The 20,151-nt window shown below is 44.6% G+C and carries 16 protein-coding genes and 3 tRNA genes; 5 read left to right on the top strand and 14 right to left on the bottom strand.

Translation table 11 applies throughout. From position 1 onward, the window contains the following. The first annotated feature begins 7 nt into the window (after window positions 1–7). The gene (locus tag NFI81_RS15510; protein ID WP_234611538.1) at window positions 8–733 is read left to right on the top strand and encodes a hypothetical protein; all 726 of its coding nucleotides are present in this window, start codon (window positions 8–10) and stop codon (window positions 731–733) included. Between the two features lie 26 nt (window positions 734–759). Here the strand turns inward: NFI81_RS15510 and NFI81_RS15505 are convergent, their stop codons facing one another. The 5 genes from NFI81_RS15505 to NFI81_RS15485 form a co-directional block, all read right to left on the bottom strand. Further along, window positions 760–1,821 carry a 6-bladed beta-propeller gene (locus NFI81_RS15505; protein WP_234611539.1) on the bottom strand — a complete coding sequence of 354 codons (1,062 nt, stop codon included), beginning with the start codon at window positions 1,819–1,821 and terminating at the stop codon, window positions 760–762. Between the two features lie 70 nt (window positions 1,822–1,891). Next, on the bottom strand, window positions 1,892–2,851 hold the full coding sequence (locus tag NFI81_RS15500) for a 1-phosphofructokinase family hexose kinase (protein ID WP_234611540.1): 960 nt from the start codon (window positions 2,849–2,851) through the stop codon (window positions 1,892–1,894). Between the two features lie 133 nt (window positions 2,852–2,984). Then, window positions 2,985–3,761 (bottom strand): SDR family NAD(P)-dependent oxidoreductase, encoded by a 777-nt coding sequence (locus NFI81_RS15495; protein ID WP_234611541.1) that lies wholly within the window; start codon window positions 3,759–3,761, stop codon window positions 2,985–2,987. Window positions 3,762–3,867: 106 nt separating this feature from the next. Beyond that, entirely contained in the window at window positions 3,868–5,112 is a 1,245-nt protein-coding gene (gene clpX, locus NFI81_RS15490) for an ATP-dependent Clp protease ATP-binding subunit ClpX (protein WP_234611542.1), read from the bottom strand. A 253-nt stretch (window positions 5,113–5,365) separates the two neighbouring features. Then, window positions 5,366–6,040, bottom strand: a complete 675-nt coding sequence (locus tag NFI81_RS15485) for a ClpP family protease (protein ID WP_234611543.1) — start codon at window positions 6,038–6,040, stop codon at window positions 5,366–5,368. Window positions 6,041–6,290: 250 nt separating this feature from the next. On the opposite strand from NFI81_RS15485, the gene NFI81_RS15480 reads away from it, so the two are divergent. Continuing rightward, window positions 6,291–6,671 carry a helix-turn-helix domain-containing protein gene (locus NFI81_RS15480; RefSeq protein WP_234611544.1) on the top strand — a complete coding sequence of 127 codons (381 nt, stop codon included), beginning with the start codon at window positions 6,291–6,293 and terminating at the stop codon, window positions 6,669–6,671. A gap of 52 nt (window positions 6,672–6,723) precedes the next feature. On the opposite strand, the gene tig is transcribed toward NFI81_RS15480, so the two are convergent. Then, on the bottom strand, window positions 6,724–8,073 hold the full coding sequence (tig, locus tag NFI81_RS15475) for a trigger factor (protein ID WP_234611545.1): 1,350 nt from the start codon (window positions 8,071–8,073) through the stop codon (window positions 6,724–6,726). 165 nt (window positions 8,074–8,238) lie between these two features. Continuing rightward, a tRNA-Leu gene (locus NFI81_RS15470) sits at window positions 8,239–8,320 on the bottom strand. A gap of 170 nt (window positions 8,321–8,490) precedes the next feature. Between NFI81_RS15470 and NFI81_RS15465 the strand changes: the two genes are divergently transcribed. From NFI81_RS15465 to NFI81_RS15455, 3 genes are all read left to right on the top strand, one after another. Continuing rightward, a complete protein-coding gene (locus tag NFI81_RS15465; protein WP_234611546.1) occupies window positions 8,491–10,782 on the top strand; it encodes a RelA/SpoT family protein in 2,292 nt (763 codons plus the stop codon). A 116-nt stretch (window positions 10,783–10,898) separates the two neighbouring features. Continuing rightward, window positions 10,899–11,399, top strand: coding sequence for a Fur family transcriptional regulator (locus NFI81_RS15460; RefSeq protein ID WP_026630576.1), 501 nt, complete (start codon window positions 10,899–10,901; stop codon window positions 11,397–11,399). Between the two features lie 75 nt (window positions 11,400–11,474). Further along, window positions 11,475–12,770 (top strand): adenylosuccinate synthase, encoded by a 1,296-nt coding sequence (locus tag NFI81_RS15455; protein ID WP_234611547.1) that lies wholly within the window; start codon window positions 11,475–11,477, stop codon window positions 12,768–12,770. Window positions 12,771–12,955: 185 nt separating this feature from the next. Here the strand turns inward: NFI81_RS15455 and NFI81_RS15450 are convergent, their stop codons facing one another. The 7 genes from NFI81_RS15450 to NFI81_RS15420 form a co-directional block, all read right to left on the bottom strand. Continuing rightward, window positions 12,956–15,895, bottom strand: coding sequence for a DEAD/DEAH box helicase (locus tag NFI81_RS15450; protein ID WP_234611548.1), 2,940 nt, complete (start codon window positions 15,893–15,895; stop codon window positions 12,956–12,958). A 207-nt stretch (window positions 15,896–16,102) separates the two neighbouring features. Then, a complete protein-coding gene (locus NFI81_RS15445) occupies window positions 16,103–17,014 on the bottom strand; it encodes a bestrophin family protein (protein ID WP_234611549.1) in 912 nt (303 codons plus the stop codon). Then, the gene (locus tag NFI81_RS15440) at window positions 17,005–17,463 is read right to left on the bottom strand and encodes a hypothetical protein (RefSeq protein WP_234611550.1); all 459 of its coding nucleotides are present in this window, start codon (window positions 17,461–17,463) and stop codon (window positions 17,005–17,007) included. Before NFI81_RS15440 ends, NFI81_RS15445 begins: the two co-directional genes overlap by 10 nt. A gap of 139 nt (window positions 17,464–17,602) precedes the next feature. Next, a complete protein-coding gene (locus NFI81_RS15435; protein WP_234611551.1) occupies window positions 17,603–18,979 on the bottom strand; it encodes a sensor histidine kinase in 1,377 nt (458 codons plus the stop codon). Then, window positions 18,963–19,661, bottom strand: a complete 699-nt coding sequence (locus tag NFI81_RS15430; protein WP_234611552.1) for a response regulator transcription factor — start codon at window positions 19,659–19,661, stop codon at window positions 18,963–18,965. Before NFI81_RS15430 ends, NFI81_RS15435 begins: the two co-directional genes overlap by 17 nt. Before the next feature lie 106 nt (window positions 19,662–19,767). Continuing rightward, window positions 19,768–19,853: transfer RNA gene (locus tag NFI81_RS15425), tRNA-Leu, on the bottom strand. 65 nt (window positions 19,854–19,918) lie between these two features. Continuing rightward, window positions 19,919–19,991: transfer RNA gene (locus NFI81_RS15420), tRNA-Gly, on the bottom strand. Window positions 19,992–20,151 lie beyond the last annotated feature (160 nt).

The following is a 20,151-nucleotide window of genomic DNA, read 5'->3' as shown; positions in this document are numbered from 1 at the left end:
ATTGCTTATGCCCCCGCTCATCGCCGGAGTGACACTTGCTGTGAGAAAATGGGGGGAAGGGCTGGGAGGCTGGATCGGCGGATTTCCCTGGGTCGCCGGACCGATCTCATTTTTTATCGCACTGGAACACGGGCCATTATTCGCGGCGTCCACAATTACTTCTGCGTTATTAGGCTCGGTCGGAACAATGCTTTTTGCATTGGTTTACTCCATCGTTTCATCGCGCCTTTCATGGTTACCCACCGTTTTGATCAGTTATGTGGTCTTTTTTATCGTTGCGGTTTTGTCTTTGGGAAACACCATTTCTCTGGTTTCCGCGGTTTTGCTGAATCTCGTTGTGCTAACGGCGGTTTTATATTTCTTTCCAAAACCAAAAGGGAAGGCTGAATCCAGAAAGCAGCCGGTGTATGACATTCCTCTGCGCATGCTCGTTGCGACGTTTTTTGTGGTGTTATTGACGCAGGCTGCCGATTATCTCGGCCCGACTTGGAGCGGAATCCTGACGCCTTTTCCTATTATGACGTCAACATTGGCTGTTTTCACGCATTCGCAGCAAGGCTCTGACGCGGCGGTGCGGATTCTTTATGGGTTGCTTTTGGCGGGATATGGATTTGTGGCTTTCCTGGTTGGTGTTGCGATGCTCGTGCCGCAAATGTCCATTGGAGCGGCTTACGGGATCTTAACCATCGGGACAATGGTTGTCAATGGAATTACAATCAAGCTGATCCGCTGAGGAAGCGAACCAGCCTGAGGATTCTTTTAAACTCTTTCCAGCTTTACCGGATACGTTTTCTTGGCATTCCACTGGCATACATAAATGTTCTCGTCATTGTCCACGCAAACATCGTGGCAATGCATGAAAATGGGTTTTTCCTGTAACATTAACTGCAATTCGCCGTTTTCGTAAACGGGCTTTGTGCCGCCCGGATTCGAGATTACCTTGTTGTTTTTATCAATAATGGTCACAAAACCGGAGTTCGGCGTTTGGTTGAGATAACGCAGCCTCGACCAGCAAACCCCTGCAAAAAGTGTATCGCCATGGAACACAGGGCGACAAACAAAGGCTCCCGGAAGGAATAATGTGCTCAGATATTTCCCGTCTAATGTGAATTTTTTGAAGGCGTTGTGTGCGCGGGATGTTACTATCAATGTTGGATTGGCCTTGTCGCGGTAATCGATGGCTATGCCGTGTGCTGTTGAAAACTGTGCGTCTCCATCTCCCGAACCACCGAATTTATCAATGAATTCTCCTTTCTGGTTGTATCTCAAAATCCACTGAGAGCCGTAGCCATCCGCAACGTAGATTGTTCCATCCGGTCCAATGGCGGTTTCCGTTGGCTTGAACGGATCGGCTTCTTTATAAGCCCCAACTTTGGAAGGGTGCTCGATGGTGAGCAAAATTTTACCTTTCAAGTCAGTTTTAAATACTTTTCCAATGTTAGGGTCACTGATAAAGAGGAATTCCTCGCCATTCGCATTCCAGAGCGTCAGACCATGCCCGCCGGGAAATTCGTGACCCCAGGTTTCCAGCAATTTGCCCGACCTGTCGTAAATGAGAATGTTGTTTTTGATTTCATCGCCCACCATGATCAGCCTTCCCTTGCTGTCCTGCACCATTTCGTGGCAGTTGTTGACAGGAAACTTGGCTGCATCCAGGTTACCCCAGCCCTGATGGACCTTGTACTTGTAAGATCCATGGCCGATTACTTCGCCATCTACCTTTGGCTTCGCATGAAGAATGTAAAAGGGCTTAAATGTTATGGCAGCAGCGGTAAGCGCTGTTAGTTTTGCAAAGTCGCGGCGGGTATGTTGTTCAGGCATGACGAATGTTTTTTATGCAAAAGGCAGTTGCAATAATTTCTTACTATTTTACCTTTTGGCAATGAAAAAATCAGCTCGCCGAATAACGTTTGCCGTAACGGTTGAGCCAGTCGAGAAGCCGGTTCACGTCCTGCATTTTAAACAGCTCACTTCCTGAGTTCATTGTAGCCGCAGTGCCACAGGCAACACCCATTCGCACCGCTTCCCGCACGGATTTTCCCTGAGACAATGTCCATATAATGCCGGCAAGCATGCTATCACCGGCGCCAACTGTGCTTTTCGGTTCAACCGGCGGGGCAGGGATATGTTCAACCTGATCTTCTGTCACCAGCATGGCACCCATTGCTCCCATGGAAACAACTACAATTTCGCATTGACCACGAATAATTAATGCTCTTGCGGCGTCATCCACTTCATCCAGTTCCAGTTTTTCGACGCCTACGAGCTCGCTTAGCTCGTCAATGTTGGGTTTTAATAAATATATTCCTGATTCTGTTGCATAACGGAGCGCGTCACCGGATGTATCCGCAATGAATCTCGCGCCCTGCTGGTTGGCTATTTTAGCAATTTGTCCATAAAAATCGACCGGAACACCCGGCGGCAAACTTCCGCTGGCTATAATGTAGGAAGGTTTCGGATCCAGTTCTTCCAATGTTTCCAAAATAGACCTCACTTCGGTAGGCATCATTTCTGTTCCAGGCATTCCGAAGCGATATTGGAATCCGGTGCTCGTTTCCAGCACATGGAAATTCTCCCTTGTCCACTGTTTCGTTTCAATCACCATGGTTTCAACCCCTTCGGCCTTCACCAATTTATGCAGGCGCTGACCCGTAGGGCCGCCTATCGTAAATATGGCTATCGGATTTCCACCCAGTCTGTGCACGGCTTTGGCAACATTAATGCCGCCGCCGCCTGCTTCAAAGTTCGGGGCATCGCAGCGCAGTTTATTGTCGGGCACAATGCGTGAAACATTTGAACTTTTATCAAGCGCGGGATTAATGGTAAGCGTTACAATGGGGCCGGTTGCCATATTTTTTGTATTGCGTGAGTTAAAAACCAACAAGCCTGAACGACTTATTGAACGAATTTACGCGAATAAAAGAAAAAAAGTGACGTTTGGTGCAGCTGACTCAATTTCTTCACACAACTAAGGTTTGTAATTGCTAAAATTGTCCATCCGTAATCTCCCAACCGCCATCCACGGTGAATATCTGCCCGGTAGTAAATCGTGCGTAATCAGACATAAAATAAACCGAAACACCGTCCAGATCGCTGGGCAGGCCGTAACGACCGCCATCGAGTGGCTGTTTGCTTTTTATGAATTTATCGGATGCTTCGGTGCTGTTTTCCACACCTTCGATAATGCCCGGTGTTAAAACATTTACCCGGATGTTTTTAGAAGCATAGGAAGCTGCAATGGATTTGGAAAAACCGATCACCGCGGACTTCGCCGTGGCATAGGCGTGATTGGCGAAATGCTGCGACGCGGGCGCATGGGCCAGCACGGAACTCATATTCAATATGCTCCCGCCTTTGTTCATCCCCATAAACGTGCGGATAGCAGCCTGGTTTGAGAGCATTAGGGAAGTTAAATTCAGATCAAGCGTCTTATTCCATCCTTCGAGCGACAGTTCGTGCAAAGGACCATCGCCAAATTGCTCACCGCTTCCGCCAGCAACGTGATATAGCCCGTCAAAACTTCCGAATTCACGAATACAGAGCTGAATGGCGTCCAAAGCAGTTTGCGGGTGCGTAGCGTCTCCTTGTTTGGCACGGGCCGTATTGCCCAGATGCAGCTCGGCAACGAGGCAGTTTTCAGGGTTTCGGCCTACAACAACCACATTGGCACCATTTCTAACAAAAGCCTTAGCAGCAGAAAAGCCCAAACCAGTCGTTCCTCCAATAATTACAATAGACTTGTTTGCTAACCAATTTTCCATTTTTCAATTTAATTTTAATGCAAAATAGGACTATTGCCATAGAAAGTAAAACGCCCTGAATTCCGATTAGGAAAGCAGGGCGTTATAAATATTGTTAATCGCTTTTCTAAGCCACTGAGCGTAGTAATGACATGGAAGATTTCTCGAACTTGTCTTTCGCGTAATCCAGCGATAGCGTGAATTCTTTTACGTCTTTTTGAGAAGGCAGATCAAACATGGCATCGGTCATAATCGACTCGCATATTGCGCGCAAGCCGCGTGCCCCAAGTTTGTAAGTCATCGCCTGATCTACGATGAAATCGAGCACTTCATCTTCAAAATGCAAGGTTATGCCTTCCATGGAGAAGAGTTTGGCGTATTGTTTTACCAAAGCATTTTTAGGCTCCGTTAAAATCCGGCGCAATGTTTCACGATCCAATGGATTTAAATGGGTCAAAACAGGCAGACGACCAATTAATTCGGGGATCAGACCAAATGATTTAAGATCCATAGCGGTCACATAGCGCATCAGATTTCCTTTATCAAAAATCTCTATGATCCGGTTATCGCCTGAAAAACCGATCGGGCGCGTGTTAATGCGTTTTCCAATGTGCCTTTCAATGCCGTCGAATGCGCCACCGCAAATGAACAGAATGTTTTCCGTGTTTAAAGTGATCATTTTTTGATCCGGGTGCTTGCGGCCGCCTTGTGGTGGAACATTTACAGAAGAGCCTTCCAATAACTTCAAAAGTGCCTGCTGAACGCCTTCGCCACTCACGTCGCGCGTAATCGAAGGATTGTCCGACTTACGGGCGATTTTATCAATTTCATCAATGTAAACAATTCCGCGCTCTGCTGCTTCCACATTGTAGTCCGCAGCTTGCAGTAATCTTGTCAAAATTGTTTCTACATCTTCACCCACATAACCCGCTTCCGTTACAACTGTTGCATCCGCAACGCAGAAAGGAACTTGCAGAATGCGTGCGATGGATTTGGCCAGATAAGTTTTACCCGTTCCGGTTTCGCCCACCATAATGATATTTGATTTTTCAATCACCACATCATCCTCTGTACTAGGCTGATTCAGACGTTTGTAATGATTGTAAACGGCGACTGCCAATGAGCGTTTTGCTTCGTCCTGGCCGATCACATATTGTTCGAGAAAATGCTTGATTTCGTGTGGAGGAATGGGTTTAAGCTTGGGCAACTTCGTTTTTTTCTCCTTTTTATCTTCTTTGGAGCCCAACTCCTCTGTTATAACCTGATGTCCCTGCGCTATGCAGTGATTACATATGTGTGCATCGATTCCGGAAAGTAAAAGATCTACTTCGTTTTTCTTACGTCCGCAGAACGAACAACTAACTTGTGCCATTGATTTTGATATATTTTAAAAATTTGCCGGTTTGCCGCCGACTGGCAAGTCCTGAACGGATAAAACAAACCAGAAGTCACATTAACAAGAAGACAGAAATTATTGTTTCAAAATCTTTCCGACATTCATTCATGTAGTGACAATTACAAATTTCCGGTTTTTTGTCCGGGTTACCAAATTGCATATAACCCTTATAATAAGAGCCGCCCGGACAACAGCTTGTCCGGGCGGCTCTTATTGGATTTTATGATCGTTATTTGTCTCTTGTCAAAACTTCGTCGATCAAGCCGTATTCCTTTGCTTCTAAGGCTTTTAACCATTTATCTCGGTCGGAGTCGATCGCAATTTGCTCAGGAGTTTGACCCGTGTGGTTGGCAAGGATTTCGTACAACTCGTGACGTAATTTTACGATTTCACGTGTAGTGATTTCAATGTCAACAGACGTTCCCTGCGCACCACCCGATGGCTGGTGGATCATGACGCGGGCATGTGGAAGTGCTGATCTCTTGCCAGCTGCACCGCCTGCAAGCAACACCGCTCCCATAGAAGCTGCAAGGCTTGTACAAACCGTTGCAACGTCCGGACGCACATATTGCATGGTGTCATAAATCCCTAATCCAGCGTAAACAGAACCTCCCGGGCTGTTAATGTACATCAGGATGTCTTTTTTTGCATCGGCAGATTCGAGGAACAAAAGCTGTGCAACAATGATGTTGGCAATGTTATCGTCAACACCAGTTCCCATAAAAATAATGCGGTCGGCCATAAGGCGCGAGAATACATCGACTTCACGGAAGTTCATCGGACGCTCTTCAATGACCGAGCGCGTCATATTTTCAATGGTGTGGTTTACGTAACCGTCAACTGTAAGGCCATTCATTCCAAGGTGGTGAACGGCATATTTTCTAAATTCATTTCCGTGGTTCATCGATCAATTTAAATTTTAATTGAAATTATAATTAAAGGGCAAATAACTAAAAGAACAAAAAGCGCTATATGTTAGTTTCTGATTATAATCGGCCCTGTTTGTCATTTGGACTTCACAAAATTGATTATTTCATTGAATAATCCTTGTCTATTGAAGCGATAAATTATCGAAAATTGCGAGAGTCAGCAATCGAGGTCTTGATTACATTGCATTATGAATTGATTCAAAAGCAGAATAACATATTATAGCTATGAATGTCGCATCAAACTTATCAGAACGAATCCGCCTGATCCGGCTGCAAAAGGGCCTTTCTCAGGAAAATATGGCGGACATGCTCAGCCTGTCCACCACCGCATACGGCGACCTGGAAAGGGGAAGAACCGAATTATCTGTTTCCAGGGTTGAAAATATAGCGAAATTACTCGATGTGCCGCTTTCCGAACTGTTGGGTTTCGACTCACTTTCCATGTCAGAAACAGAGTGGCTTCGGCAGGAAAACACGCGGTTACTGGCCGAAAACAGGAGAATGCAGAACGATCTCGATCAGTGGAAAATGAAATTCAAGCAATGGTTTGGTGACGGGATCATTCGTCACATTGGCGAAGAACGCGAAAGGATAGGCTTTAAATAAAAACACCGCCGGGCGGTGCCCGGACGGTGAAAAAAAATATTATTGAAACGGATTAAGCAGCTACTTCTTCGCCTTTCGCCAGTTTTTCAAATTCACTTACTTCAATGGTCTGCTCATCCGTAGAAACCTGGCTGCGGATGATCTCCATTACTTTGTTATCAAAAACCTGATTGAAAACATTGGTATAGTTATCACGCTCTTTGTCCGCAAGATAACCCTGCGCTACGCGATCAATTGTTTCTTTCATGCTGTCGTCGTCGCCGTAGATTCCGAATTGTCCTTTCACCATGTTGCGGGTAAATTCAAGGATTTCAGGATATTCTACTTTAACGCTTTCTCTGTCAGCCACTTTATTTTTGATCAGGCTCAATTTCAATGATTTTTTGAAATCTTCGAATTGCTCTTCGATCTGATCGCGGGTAAATTTGCCTTCGTTTGTGCGCTCCAGCCAATCTTTCAGAAAGTCACCTGGAAGTTCAATGTTAATGCTTTCCAATAAAGCATTCTCGATATCACGACGAAGCAATGCTTCTGTTTCGCGCTCGTAATTGCCTTTGATGATTTCAAGCAATTTCTCGTTGAACTGCTCTTCGCTTTCAACTTGTCCTACGCCTAAAACTTTGTCAAAAAGATCCTGGTTCAATTCTGATGCTGCTGAACGGGTTACGTCTTCAACAACCAATGTGAAGTCACCAGAAAGTTCTGCAACATCTTCCTTTTTCTTTCCTGTAACATGCGCAATTGCAGCTTCGTCGGAAAATGTATTTTGAATGTCAAAAACAACTTCGTCGCCTTTTTTAACACCGATGAATTTCGCCAGCGCGTCTGATTTCACCTGTTTGGTAGGAATGGCAGTGCGGGTTGTGAATTCAGAAGATTCCTGTTTCAATTCTCCGAAGATCATATCACCTTCTTCACTTACTTCAGGGTGGATATTTTCAGCAAAACGCTCACGCAGACTTTCAATGGTTTTATTCAGTTCTGCATCGTCCACATTAATAGTGTAACGTTTCACAGCAGGAAGCTCAGAAAAATTAACATCGAAATCGGTTGCAACACCCAGGTCGTAAATGAATTCCAGCTCGCTTGGGCTGTCCCAGTTTACTTCCGCAGCTTTTTCGCGGTTGGGAACAGGGTCACCAACCACTTGCAATTTGTTTTCTCTGATGTAGCTGCTTACCGCAGTGCTTAACAGGTTGTTCACCTCATCAACCAGAATACTCTTACCATACATGCGTTGAATCACATGGGATGGCACTTTACCCGGACGAAAGCCTTTCAGGTTAACCTTCTTGGAGTAATCCTTGATCGTCTTATCAATTTTTGGCTGATAATCGTCTTTTGTCAACGTTACTTTCAGAGAGGCTAATGTTGGCGAATTTTGTTCTAATACAACTTCCATGTGTCGCTTATGCTATGGTAAAAACCTTTTAGATTAAATAGAAAAGAAAAACAAAAATGCCCTCAAAACTATGTCCTGAGGGCATTTGACGGGTTTTACTTCGGAGCAGTTCATCTTTCTTATCGAGATAGGAATCTTGACGCCCCGTCATTCCCTTGTTATTCGTACGGGCGGAGGGAATCGAACCCCCACGCCTTGCGGCACTAGATCCTAAGTCTAGCACGTCTACCAGTTCCGCCACGCCCGCTCACTTATTTGCCTTTTTCGACGCCTTTTGTCGAATTGGGAGTGCAAAGGTATTCTTATTTTTTATAGAGATGCAAACTTTTTCAAAAATTTTATTTTCAGGTAAAATTAAATTGAAAAATGTCGTCAAAATTTGTTATTTTGGTGAAGCATACCAATTAAAATATAGCAGTGGAGCAACTCGTTGAACCCCTCACCATTGATCTGGAACAGGAGCGTAAGGATATTCTCAAAAAATACCGGAGGTTATTACGAACAGCCAAGCCCTTTTTGAAGGATAATGATGCAAAATTAATCAAAAAAGCCTTTTACACCTCCGTTGACGCGCATAAGGACATGCGTCGCCGGTCGGGGGAACCTTATATCTATCATCCGCTTGCCGTTGCCCAGATCGTTGTTGAAGAAATTGGATTGGGTACGACTGGCATTGTTGCCGCATTGCTTCATGATGTTGTTGAGGATACGGATATGCGTATCGAGGACATTGAGCGGCTTTTCGGGAAGAAAGTAGCGAAGATCATTGATGGCCTGACCAAGATTTCGGGCCGATTTGAATACGGATCCTCCCAACAGGCCGAAAATTTCCGTAAAATGCTGCTCACGCTGTCGGATGACGTGCGTGTGATCCTGGTAAAGCTGGCTGACAGGCTGCACAATATGCGGACGCTGGACAGCATGCCGCGCGACAAGCAGCTTAAAATCGCTTCTGAAACAATCTTCATATATGCGCCGCTTGCGCACAGGCTTGGGCTTTACAGCATTAAATCTGAGCTGGAAGAACTCTATCTGAAATATACCGAGCCGCAGGAGTATCGAGCCATTGCGAGAAAGCTGAGAGAAACCAAAGGCATTCGTGACCGCTTCATTGCGAAGTTCATGGAGCCTATTGCCCAGGATCTGGAAGCTGCCGGGTTAAATTTCATTCTGAAAGGCCGTCCCAAGTCGATTTATTCGATTTGGAATAAGATGAAAAAACAGAATAAGCCTTTTGAAGAAATCTATGACCTTTTTGCCATCAGGATTGTTTTAGAATCGTCGGCTGAAAATGACAGGGAAAAAGCGATCTGCTGGCAGGCTTATTCCATTGTAACAGACCATTATAAGCCTAACCCGGACCGGTTGAAGGACTTCCTGAGCACGCCGCGTGCGAATGGTTACCAATCATTGCACTCGACGGTAATGAGCAAAAGCGGGCAGTGGGTGGAAGTGCAGATCCGGACTTCGCGTATGGATGAGATTGCGGAGAAAGGTTATGCGGCGCACTGGAAATATAAAGGCAATGACACCAAAGTGCGAGGCAACATTGAACAATGGATCACGCAGGTTAGGGAGACATTGGAGAATGGTTTTGGGGACAAAACGGCCGCTATTGAATTCCTGGATGAGTTCAGGAGCAATTTATTCAATGAAGAGGTTTTTGTTTTTACACCAAAAGGAGAATTGAAAGTGCTGCAAAGCGGTGCCACGGCGCTGGACTTTGCATTTGATATCCACTCGGAAGTTGGGGCGCACTGCATGGCCGCCAAAGTGGGCGGGATCCTGGTTCCGATCAGTTATGTGCTGAATAATGGCGATCAGATTGAAATCATCACTTCCGGCAAGCAAAAACCGAATGAAGACTGGCTGCGCATTGTCGTAACATCCAAAGCACGTGCACGGATTAAGGATTTTCTCAAAGAAGATAATCGTCGTTACGAAACGGACGGTCGTCAGATGGTTGAGAAAAAGCTAAAAATTCTTGGGATTGAGCTTACAGCGGAAGTTGTTAATCAGTTGAGAGCGTTTTTTGAATGTAAAACAGCAGCCGATTTCTTTTACAGAATAGGAAAAGGTTACATTCAACTTGATGAATTAAAACGATTTAAGCGCGATAAGGAGGCAAAAGAGCGCAAGGCTACGGATAGCACAACAGCGAATCCTGCTCCTGCAACAGGATCTGGCGATGGGAAGACATTAACCAAGTTTTTGAAACACATTCATGGCGACCGGGCGGACAGCGACACGCTCCTGATCGGTGACGACATGGATAAAATCGATTACAAACTCGCTGTCTGCTGCAATCCGATTGCGGGTGATGACGTTTTTGGTTTTGTGACCATTAATGAAGGCATTAAAATCCACAGAACAACCTGCCCGAATGCCGCGGAACTAATGTCCAAACACGGAAACCGCATTATCAAGGCCAAATGGGAATCGGGCAAGGACGAGGCATTCCTGGCCGGACTTTACCTTTCCGGAACCGATCGGGTGGGCTTGGTGAATGATGTCACGAGGATCATTTCCAATGAGCTGCATATTAATATGAGAGGGCTCACCATTGATACAAAAGATGGAGTTTTCAATGGTGATATCAAGCTTTATGTACAGGACACCAAGCACTTAGATATTTTGATTGGTAAATTGGAGCAGGTGGAAGGCGTTTACAATGTGCAGCGTTTTGACACAAACCTGAGCGGCAAATAACCATAGTGACGATTAGCATGCTCATGTGTTATAAAATTGGATAGTCTGAACTAAGACTGTGAAAGTGACTGTGATTTAAGTAAAAAAGCGTATTTTCGCGCAAGAATATCAGAGATATGCCACAAGCCAGCAAACCGAATTTTGAAGCCGCAAAGAAAATCTTAACGGCTTACCTGGAAAATAAAGGACTGCGTAAAACGCCAGAGCGCTTTGCGATCCTGGAAGAGATCTACACCAGGGAAGATCACTTCGATGTAGACGAGCTTTACATCAGCATGAAAAACAAGCGTTACCGAGTTAGCCGCGCGACAGTTTACAATACATTAGACGTTCTCGTGGATTGTGACCTGGTTACCAAACACCAGTTTGGCAAAAACCTCGCGCAATTCGAAAAATCCTATGGCAACAAACAGCATGATCACCTGATCTGCACGGATTGCCATAAAGTGATGGAATTCTGCGATCCACGGATCCAGTCTATTCAGAATATGGTCGGTGAAATGCTGAATTTCAGCGTGATGCACCATTCGCTTATTTTTTATGGAAACTGCACCAAAGAAAACTGCCAGAACCGGAACGAGGTCCGGGAAACTTCTGCTGTTTACGAAGACAGATAATACAACATTGGGCCGGGCAGCATTCGTTTGCCCGGCCAACCTTACACCATATTAGTTTCAGTAATCATAAATTGAATGAAAGTTGACGTATTACTTGGTCTTCAATGGGGAGACGAGGGAAAAGGTAAAATTGTGGATGTCCTGGCACCACGTTATCAGGTTGTAGCCCGTTTTCAGGGAGGGCCTAATGCTGGTCATACATTGGAATTTGATGGAATTAAGCATGTTTTGCACCAAATTCCATCAGGTATTTTCCGCAGCGATATCCAGAACATTATCGGAAACGGAGTCGTTTTAGACCCCATTGTTTTCAAAAGAGAAATTGAGAATCTCGCCAAATACAACCTTGACCTGATCAGTAATCTGTATGTTTCCAAAAAAGCATCGATTATTGTTCCTACCCACTCCTTGCTGGACGCTGCTTACGAACGCTCGAAAGGTGATTCCAAGATCGGCTCAACTTTGAGAGGAATTGGACCGGCTTATCAGGATAAAGTGGCAAGATTAGGCCTGCGCGTAGGGGATGTTCTTTCTCCAAATTTTGCGGCTAAATATAAAAAGCTTGTTGACGCACACAAGACAATCCTTGATTTCTACGCATTTGATTACTCGGAAGTGCTTGCAAAATCAGAAGAAAACTTCTTCGGTGCGATCGAATTCATGAAGCAGTTCACATTGGTGGATAGCGAATATGTTGTTAATGAGGCGTTAGCAGCATCAAAAACAGTTTTGGCAGAAGGCGCACAAGGCTCTTTGCTGGACATTGATTTCGGATCATATCCATTTGTAACAAGCTCCACAACAATGACGGCTGGCGCTTGCACCGGTCTTGGCATTGCACCAAGCCAGATCGGAGAGGTTTTCGGGATTTTCAAAGCTTACTGCACACGCGTAGGAAGCGGACCTTTCCCAACAGAACTATTAGAAGAAACAGGCGAAAAAATGCGCCAGGAAGGCCGCGAGTTCGGTGCTACAACCGGACGTCCACGTCGTTGCGGCTGGCTTGACCTGCCTGCATTGAAATATGCAATCATGATCAACGGCGTTACGCAGTTGATTATGATGAAAGTGGATGTATTGACAATCTTTGACAACATCCGCGTCTGCACCAATTACCGCCTGCCAGACGGCTCCCTAACTGATCACCTGCCATACGATTTGTGCGATGAAACAGTTGAGCCTGTTTACAAAGATTTTAAAGGCTGGCAGCAATCATTAGACGGAATCCACGATTTCGATGCAATTCCCGAGGAGTTGCTGGCATACGTGAAGTTCCTGGAAGAAGAATTGAAATTGCCGATTACGTTTATTTCTACCGGGCCGGATAGAGAGGCGTTGATTAGTCGGGAGGCTTCGGCGCTGTCGGTTTAGAAGAAGTAAGGTTACTTGCTCTGTCAGCCTGAGCGCCCACTTTTTTGTCAGCCTGAGCGTAGTCGAAGGCACGTTACCAAGGAGTAACGCGCCTTCGACTACGCTCAGGCTGACAAGCTTTAGGGTTCAAGGAAGGCAAAGGACTGACAGGCTCTGGCAGCGAGCTGACTTCATCCTGACAAGCGTTAAGCCAGTAAATTCAACACATCCTCCCTACTCAGCGACTTAATAAATCCTTCTTCATTCGAAATCAAATCATCGGCCAGCTGCTTTTTAGTCCTTTGCAGCGCCAGAATCTTTTCCTCTACAGAATTTTTAGTAATAAACTTGTAAGTGAAAACCGTGCGGTCCTGGCCGATGCGGTGGGCGCGGTCTATGGCTTGGGCTTCGATGGCGGGATTCCACCATGGGTCCAGGATGAAAACGTAATCTGCTGCGGTGAGATTAAGGCCTAAGCCGCCGGCTTTTAATGATATGAGGAATATTTTAATGTCATTGTTGTTTTGGAAAAGCTCAACCTGCTCCTGGCGATTTTTAGTTGAACCATCCAGATAGGCATATGTTATCTCTTTCTCATTCAGGAATTGCCTGAAAAGGTCGAGATGCTTGATGTATTGGCTGAATATCAGGATCTTGTGATTTTCACTGATGACAGTTTGCATTTTATACAACACATCCTCGAACTTCCCTGAACCGTGTGTGTATTCAGGATCAACCATGGATGGATGGTTGGCCAATTGCCTGAGCTTGGTAAGACCTTGTAAAACAACGAGCTGTGATTTAGAGATGCCTTCTGTATCAATGCTTTGCAAGATCATATTGCGATAATATGCCTTCGCTTCTTCGTAAGCTTTTTCCTGCTCCTCGGACATATCGCAATACTGAATGCTCTCGACTTTTTCGGGTAAATCGGTGGCAACCTGTGATTTTAATCTCCTTAATATGAATGGTTTAATCAGATTATAAAGCCTTTTTGTCTTTTCTTCATCCCCGCGTTTTTCTATTGGAATTTGAAATTCATCCCTGAAAAAAGACTGACTGCCCAACAATCCGGGGTTGACGAAAGACATTTGAGACCAGAGATCTAATGTGTTGTTTTCAATCGGAGTTCCTGTAAGAACGAGCCTATTAGCGGAATTGAGTCTTCTGACCGCTTTTGTAATGATAGAAGCCGGATTTTTAATGGCCTGGGACTCGTCCAGGATTACGTAATTAAAACGATAGGATTGGATCAGCTCAATGTCCAAACGGACGATGCCGTAAGACGTTAAAATGAGGTCGTAATTATCGAATTGTGCTGTGTCTTTTTCGCGATTGGTGCCTGTATAGAGCAGTACTTTCATGTCCGGGGTAAACCTTTTTGCCTCCAATTGCCAGTTATAGAGCAAGGATGTGGGCATAATAAGCATTGAAGGCTCTCTTACGCCCGTCTCTTTCTCAGCTTGCAAGAGTGCGAGCGTCTGCACGGTTTTTCCCAAACCCATATCATCCGCAAGACATCCGCCGAAACGATATTGTTTCAAAAACCTTAACCAATCGTAGCCCGTTTTCTGATAAGGACGCAATGTTCCTTGAAAATGCAGCGGCGGCTCGACGGCTTCAATGTGATTGAAGTCCCGTAGATTTTCCAGCTTTCGACTGATCGTGGCAGTGGCAAGATTTTCTTCTTTCAGCTCCTGAACCAATGCTAAATGGTGCATACGCAGCCGCAACGGATCATTCTCGCCATCGTGTTCGGTAAAAGAGAAGAACTCCGAATATTTTGTAAACCACCATTCCGGAATGACAGCGATCTCACCACTAGGAAGCAAAAATTCCTTCTTACGGTTCAATATGTAGCTTCTGAGCTGGATAAACGGAATTTCAAATTCACCGAATTTGACTTTTGCATTGATATCGAACCAATCGCGCCCCTCCTGAATGGAAATATCAATGGAAGAATAACCGAGGAAATAGCGTTTTGCATCACTCGTATTCTGCCTTACTGCAATGCCGTTTTCGGCCAGCAGATTTGCATTGCCTTGCAACCAACCGAACGCCTGTGACTTGGGCATCTGGACCTTGCCGTTTCTAATGTTAAGCCCCCATTCTTTCAACAGGGCCACATTCTGGCTTTCTATTTCAATGCTGCGTTTGACTTTGTTGAAGAGGTAATCATTGCCTTTCTTTTCCATGTGTACGCTCGACGCATGTGCGAAACTGTCGTAATGGAAGGAGAAATTGGCATATTGGAATGACAAATCGAAAGCCACATCATTGTCCTCATCCTCATCGATAACAGCCACGTCCGAATCCTGGAAAAGGGCAGGGGCCTTCTTGTTGGAACTGTATTCGGAGATTGTCAGGACGGTTTTGGGCGTGGAAGACACGTTTCTGATCTCAAAACCTCTGGCAACGACGTCATAGGAGGCAATGAGCGGCGCAACAAATCTTCCATAATATTGTTCCTCCACCTGCCCTGGAATGGCAATGAATTTTTTTGCCAAAAAAGGTTTTATCTTTTTTCCGTCGACATGACCTTCAAAATGCAGCAAATGTCCGTCCAGCACAAGCCAGGCCGGCTCTTCGCAAATCAGAAAAGCATTTTTGTATTGAAAATCAACTTTCTGAAACTTATGGCGGATTGTGGGGAAGTAATGTGTATTATCCTCATTTCTGATAAAATGGAAGCGGATCGTCGCCTTTTCGGGTTCCCACATGACAGGTTTCCACAGCGGGTTTCCATCGCTTCCCATGATAAAAATCTCCTTACCGCTGAGCCTCTCAAGAATTTTCGCCTTGCAGCTTTCAAGATAGGTCGCAATGGCTTCCTGAACCAGCTTATCGCCTTTTTGAGCATCATAAACTTTCAGGAAAAAATCTACCGCATTTAACTTCTTGGGATTAAATTTCCGTAGGATGACATCTTGTTGAATATCATCGATCAGCCCCACCAGTTCGACATCACGCTGGTCGATGCCCGTACGAAATTCCTTGATGTTCTTGGATGAAATATTCTGGATCTGGAATGAAAAATCGCCCTGATGATTCAATTGAACCACAAAGGATTCAAAAATGTATCCCAAAAATTCATGATTGAGAATGGAATAAACAATTTTAAACGGCTCTGTGGGAGAAACTTTCATTCTTTTAAAGTTGGCTAGGCGTGAAGTGCTGTTGTAAAGCGCGGCTCCTGGAATTTAAGTGCCTCTTTACATTTTGGAAAACTTCAAATATAGGTGAAAAGCGACCAATAAAAAAGACTTCCAGGCGGAAGTCTTTTTTATATTTATAGAACAAGTTCCTAGTTAATTGTCGCATAAATTCATGCAAATAGAGGGCCTTCGTGGAGCCTACAAAACATAAAAATAGTTTACCTGCGGCACCATTACCGGCATTTGCTTATCGCGCATCATTTGTTTCAAATCGCGCTCAATGTTTCGCGAAATGGTCAGCATAGGCGTATCTGTAGGTTTGTTTTCGAATGGATCCTGCAAATGGATCGCCATTTTTTCGATCAGGAAAAAGCATCCGGTGATCACGATCAGCACTGGCACCATTAGGAAACCGAACAGTTCAACAAGTCCAAACGGGAGCAGCAAAATGAAAAAGTGTAACGCCAGATGAATGTAAAGGCTATACGTCGATGGGAAAACGGTGTTTTTGATCCGTTCGCATTTCCCCATCGAGTCTACCAGGCGCGTGAGCGTAGCGTCCATCTCAATTTGCTGATAAGGGTTTACCCAGCCTTGCTTTAATGCATTATTGTAATCGCGCGCATGCAACTGGATCAGTCCAACGTGCTTATTATCATAGTCTTGTAATGAATCGCATTCTTCTGCTGATACATATTTTTCAATGGCAGGCATTGGATCTTCTTTTCTAAGACCGTGCGCTAATGCATAGCACCATGCAATTTGCCGTTTGATAATTCGGTTTTTAAAACCATCTATCTGATCCGGATCATAAGGATCATCGATCAGGAACATAACCTGGCGGGCCAGTGTCCTGGAATCATTTACCACAGCGCCCCATATCTGACGGGCTTCCCACCAGCGGTCGTACGCCTGGTTGGAGCGGAATGCAAGCAGGAGTGAAATGATCGTTCCCAGCACTGTGGGCACGGTCATAGGGATCGAAATCTCTGTAATGTTGAAATTTTTATAGATAATCTCAATCGCAAATCCATAAATGGCAACGAACAGAATTTCGTATTTGATCTTGCCGAAAATGTATTTGATCGGAATGTTTTTTTTCAGAAGCATATTTCCTGTGACTTTGCTGGTTCCTCTATCTTATCCACATTGATCAGTTCTAAGCCAGATTTTTTTATTACCGGCAACGCATCCAGACTGCTTTTCGACAATTTTGGAATGCCATTATTTTCGGAATAGGCAATGAAATTGGCGTCGTGGGCATCAAGAAAATTTTTGAATGCAGCCAATTTGTTGCCGTAAAAAAATTCTACTTTAATGCTGTGGACCTTATTTCCATACAGATTTTTGATAACATGACATTCTTCCCAAAAAGCCTCTGAAACAAAGTCATATTCTTTTTTCCTGTAAGTGGAAAAAAGGAGGTCCTGAATGTCGTCTGCCACATGGAAAAGGTGTGTGAAGACGATCGAAAATTTTTCTTGTGCGTTTCTGGCCAGGATGTGCGCTACTTGCAAGCTTTCAGGGGAAAAGTCAGCCGGGATAATTACAGTCTTCATATTTGCTCGCTTTTTGTTGATAAATACATTGATTAAATTGATAATACAATGTTACAGCGAGGTTGTTAGCACCAATTAAAAGTGGTGTTATAATACAATGAGAGAGTTATTAAAGCCGGATTAGATTATTAAAAAGAGATTAGAGCGTGGCTTTTGAGATGGGTAGGAAGATTTTGAAACTCGTCCCCGTACCAACCTGACTATTAACCGCTATGGTCCCGTTATGCTTCTTGATAATGTTGTTAGCCAGCGGAAGCCCGATCCCATAACCTTTATAGCGCTCGGTATTGGAAGCCCTGAAAAACGGCACGTAGATCTGGGCAATCTCACGGTCCGGAATGCCTATTCCCACATCCACAATTTCCACAATGGAATGTTTTTCATCGGCAGAAATGATGATGTTGACCGGCTTATTATCAGAGTATTTGCAACTATTCAGCACAATGTTGGATAAGGCCGCCGTTAATAACGTCTGATTTCCGTTAATGGTCAGTTTAGCTTCGTCATCGGGCAAGTGGTTAAAATTAATTTCAACCTTATTATCTGAAATGATCTTATCAACAGCTTCTTTTACAGACAGCACCAGTTCATCCATACGAATGGTCGACCATTGCTCTTTTGTGCCGTCGAAACCAGTTTGAGCAAGCTTTAACATGCTGTTTGCCAAATGTTCCAGCTTCCCGGCTTCGCGGTAAATCACCTCAAACGAACTTCGCGCGGCATCCGGGATTCCCTCTTGTGAAAGGCCAAGTTGCGCTTCGCCACTGATAACGGTGAGCGGCGTTTTGAACTCATGAGAGGCATTGCTCACAAAATTATTCTGTATTTCAAATGTAATTTCAAGGCGGTTGAGCATGTCATTGAACGTGTGCGTAAGGTCGTCGATCTCGTCCTTACTGCCCGCAACTTCCAGGCGCTGATGCAAATTATGCGCGCTTATTCCCTTCACATTGCTAACAATGCGCCTGATTGGATTGAAAACTTGTGTAGAAAACAATTTTCCAAATGTGAAAACAAAGATCATTGAAATAAAAAACCCCACTGTAAGCAGTTTTTTCAGGTTCTCTATTTCTTCCAAACCATAAAGGTCCACTGCGGACGACAGGACAATGATCATTTTTCCACCCTGGCTAATGTTCAGCCCGACATACGACGTGTCATTCTTGAAAAAACGGGCTGGCTCCTTCCTGACAATGTTGTCATAGAAAGAAGGCGGCATAGGCAATTGTTCTTTCAATCTTTTCGCCTTATCAACCTCGCCGTTTTTTATAATGTGATGTTGTTCAAAGGGCAGGTCTCCCAGATGCCTTTCCTTAATGTCGTAATATATAGAAGTGGTGGATTTGCTTTCCTGTAATGCCGCGTGCCCAATAATGTCCGATCGGACTTCCAGACGATGATAAAAGCTGTTGGAAACACTCTCCGACCCGAAAGTATAAATGAAAATGCTCAGTGCTATAATGATGCCCGAAGTAAGTATCGTGAAAATAAGGGCAATTTTAGTTTGGATCTTCATAAGATTGGCGCATCACATATCCCATGCCGAAAACGGTGTGTATTAGTTTATTCTTTTGATTCTTATCCACTTTTTTGCGAAGATAGTTGATATACACATCCACGACATTCGTGCCCAGATTGAAGTTGATGTCCCAGACATTTTCCAGGATCTCCATTCTGTTCAGCACTTTGTTTCTGTTGTTGATCAAAAATTCCAGCAGTCGGAATTCTGTGGCGGTGAGGTCAATGGTGTGGCCATTTCTTTGCACGATCTTGGACTCCGTATTCAAGATCAGGTCTGCGATTTTCAATGTCACACCATTATTTTCTTTTTCAACTTCTTTTCCACGTCTTGTCAGCGTCCGGATACGGGCTTCGAGCTCGGCCAGTTTAAATGGTTTCGTCATATAGTCGTCCGCCCCGGCGTCCAGTCCCGAAACGATGTTTTCGGTTGTCCCGAGTGCGGTAAGCATGAGGATAGGGGTATTAAAACCAGCGCTGCGGATCTTTCTGCAAACCTCCATACCATTGATGACAGGCAGCATCAGGTCCAGCATGATCATGTCGAATGCGTGGTGTGTGGCCATTTCAAGCCCCGATTTACCATCCATCGCCACCGTTATTTCATGTCCGGAAGCAGAAAGACTTCTTTGAATGAGGGAAATCACACTGGGTTCGTCTTCAATAAGCAAAAGCTTCATGCGGGCAAAGATTGAAAAATCGTCAGGATGATAAATGTAGAAAAGTATTGCTTAATTAAAACATAAGAGCAAGAAAAAAGCCTCTGGTGAGATTCCAGAGGCTTTGTACCGGGGACGGGAATCGAACCCGTACGAGCGTTTCGGCTCACAGGATTTTAAGTCCTGCGTGTCTACCAGTTCCACCACCCCGGCATTAGCCATGAAAATAAGATGGCATATAGAGAAAAAAAGCACCGTTTCCGGTGCTTTAACCTCTGAGCGAAAGACGGGGTTCGAACCCGCGACCTCGACCTTGGCAAGGTCGCGCTCTACCAGCTGAGCTACTTTCGCATAACCGTTTTTGATTATGGTGGTGCAAATGTAGGTACAGGCAATATGTGACGCAAGTTTTTAGCTGAAATATTTAGTAAAAAAAACTCGACTTTTTATTAACAAATTGTTACTCAATTGGTATGCTACGCATATTTTTTTATTTAGATGAAAAATATGC

It is taken from the genome of Dyadobacter fanqingshengii, from assembly GCF_023822005.2.
Taxonomy (GTDB): domain Bacteria; phylum Bacteroidota; class Bacteroidia; order Cytophagales; family Spirosomataceae; genus Dyadobacter; species Dyadobacter fanqingshengii.
This window is presented reverse-complemented; position numbering and strand designations above follow the sequence as displayed.

Coding starts and splice junctions, on each gene's coding strand:
- NFI81_RS15510 (WP_234611538.1), top strand. CDS start 8: ATGCCCCCGCTCATCGCCGGAGTGACACTTGCTGTGAGAAAATGGGGG.
- NFI81_RS15505 (WP_234611539.1), bottom strand. CDS start 1,821: ATGCCTGAACAACATACCCGCCGCGACTTTGCAAAACTAACAGCGCTT.
- NFI81_RS15500 (WP_234611540.1), bottom strand. CDS start 2,851: ATGGCAACCGGCCCCATTGTAACGCTTACCATTAATCCCGCGCTTGAT.
- NFI81_RS15495 (WP_234611541.1), bottom strand. CDS start 3,761: ATGGAAAATTGGTTAGCAAACAAGTCTATTGTAATTATTGGAGGAACG.
- clpX (WP_234611542.1), bottom strand. CDS start 5,112: ATGGCACAAGTTAGTTGTTCGTTCTGCGGACGTAAGAAAAACGAAGTA.
- NFI81_RS15485 (WP_234611543.1), bottom strand. CDS start 6,040: ATGAACCACGGAAATGAATTTAGAAAATATGCCGTTCACCACCTTGGA.
- NFI81_RS15480 (WP_234611544.1), top strand. CDS start 6,291: ATGAATGTCGCATCAAACTTATCAGAACGAATCCGCCTGATCCGGCTG.
- tig (WP_234611545.1), bottom strand. CDS start 8,073: ATGGAAGTTGTATTAGAACAAAATTCGCCAACATTAGCCTCTCTGAAA.
- NFI81_RS15460 (WP_026630576.1), top strand. CDS start 10,899: ATGCCACAAGCCAGCAAACCGAATTTTGAAGCCGCAAAGAAAATCTTA.
- NFI81_RS15455 (WP_234611547.1), top strand. CDS start 11,475: ATGAAAGTTGACGTATTACTTGGTCTTCAATGGGGAGACGAGGGAAAA.
- NFI81_RS15450 (WP_234611548.1), bottom strand. CDS start 15,895: ATGAAAGTTTCTCCCACAGAGCCGTTTAAAATTGTTTATTCCATTCTC.
- NFI81_RS15445 (WP_234611549.1), bottom strand. CDS start 17,014: ATGCTTCTGAAAAAAAACATTCCGATCAAATACATTTTCGGCAAGATC.
- NFI81_RS15440 (WP_234611550.1), bottom strand. CDS start 17,463: ATGAAGACTGTAATTATCCCGGCTGACTTTTCCCCTGAAAGCTTGCAA.
- NFI81_RS15435 (WP_234611551.1), bottom strand. CDS start 18,979: ATGAAGATCCAAACTAAAATTGCCCTTATTTTCACGATACTTACTTCG.
- NFI81_RS15430 (WP_234611552.1), bottom strand. CDS start 19,661: ATGAAGCTTTTGCTTATTGAAGACGAACCCAGTGTGATTTCCCTCATT.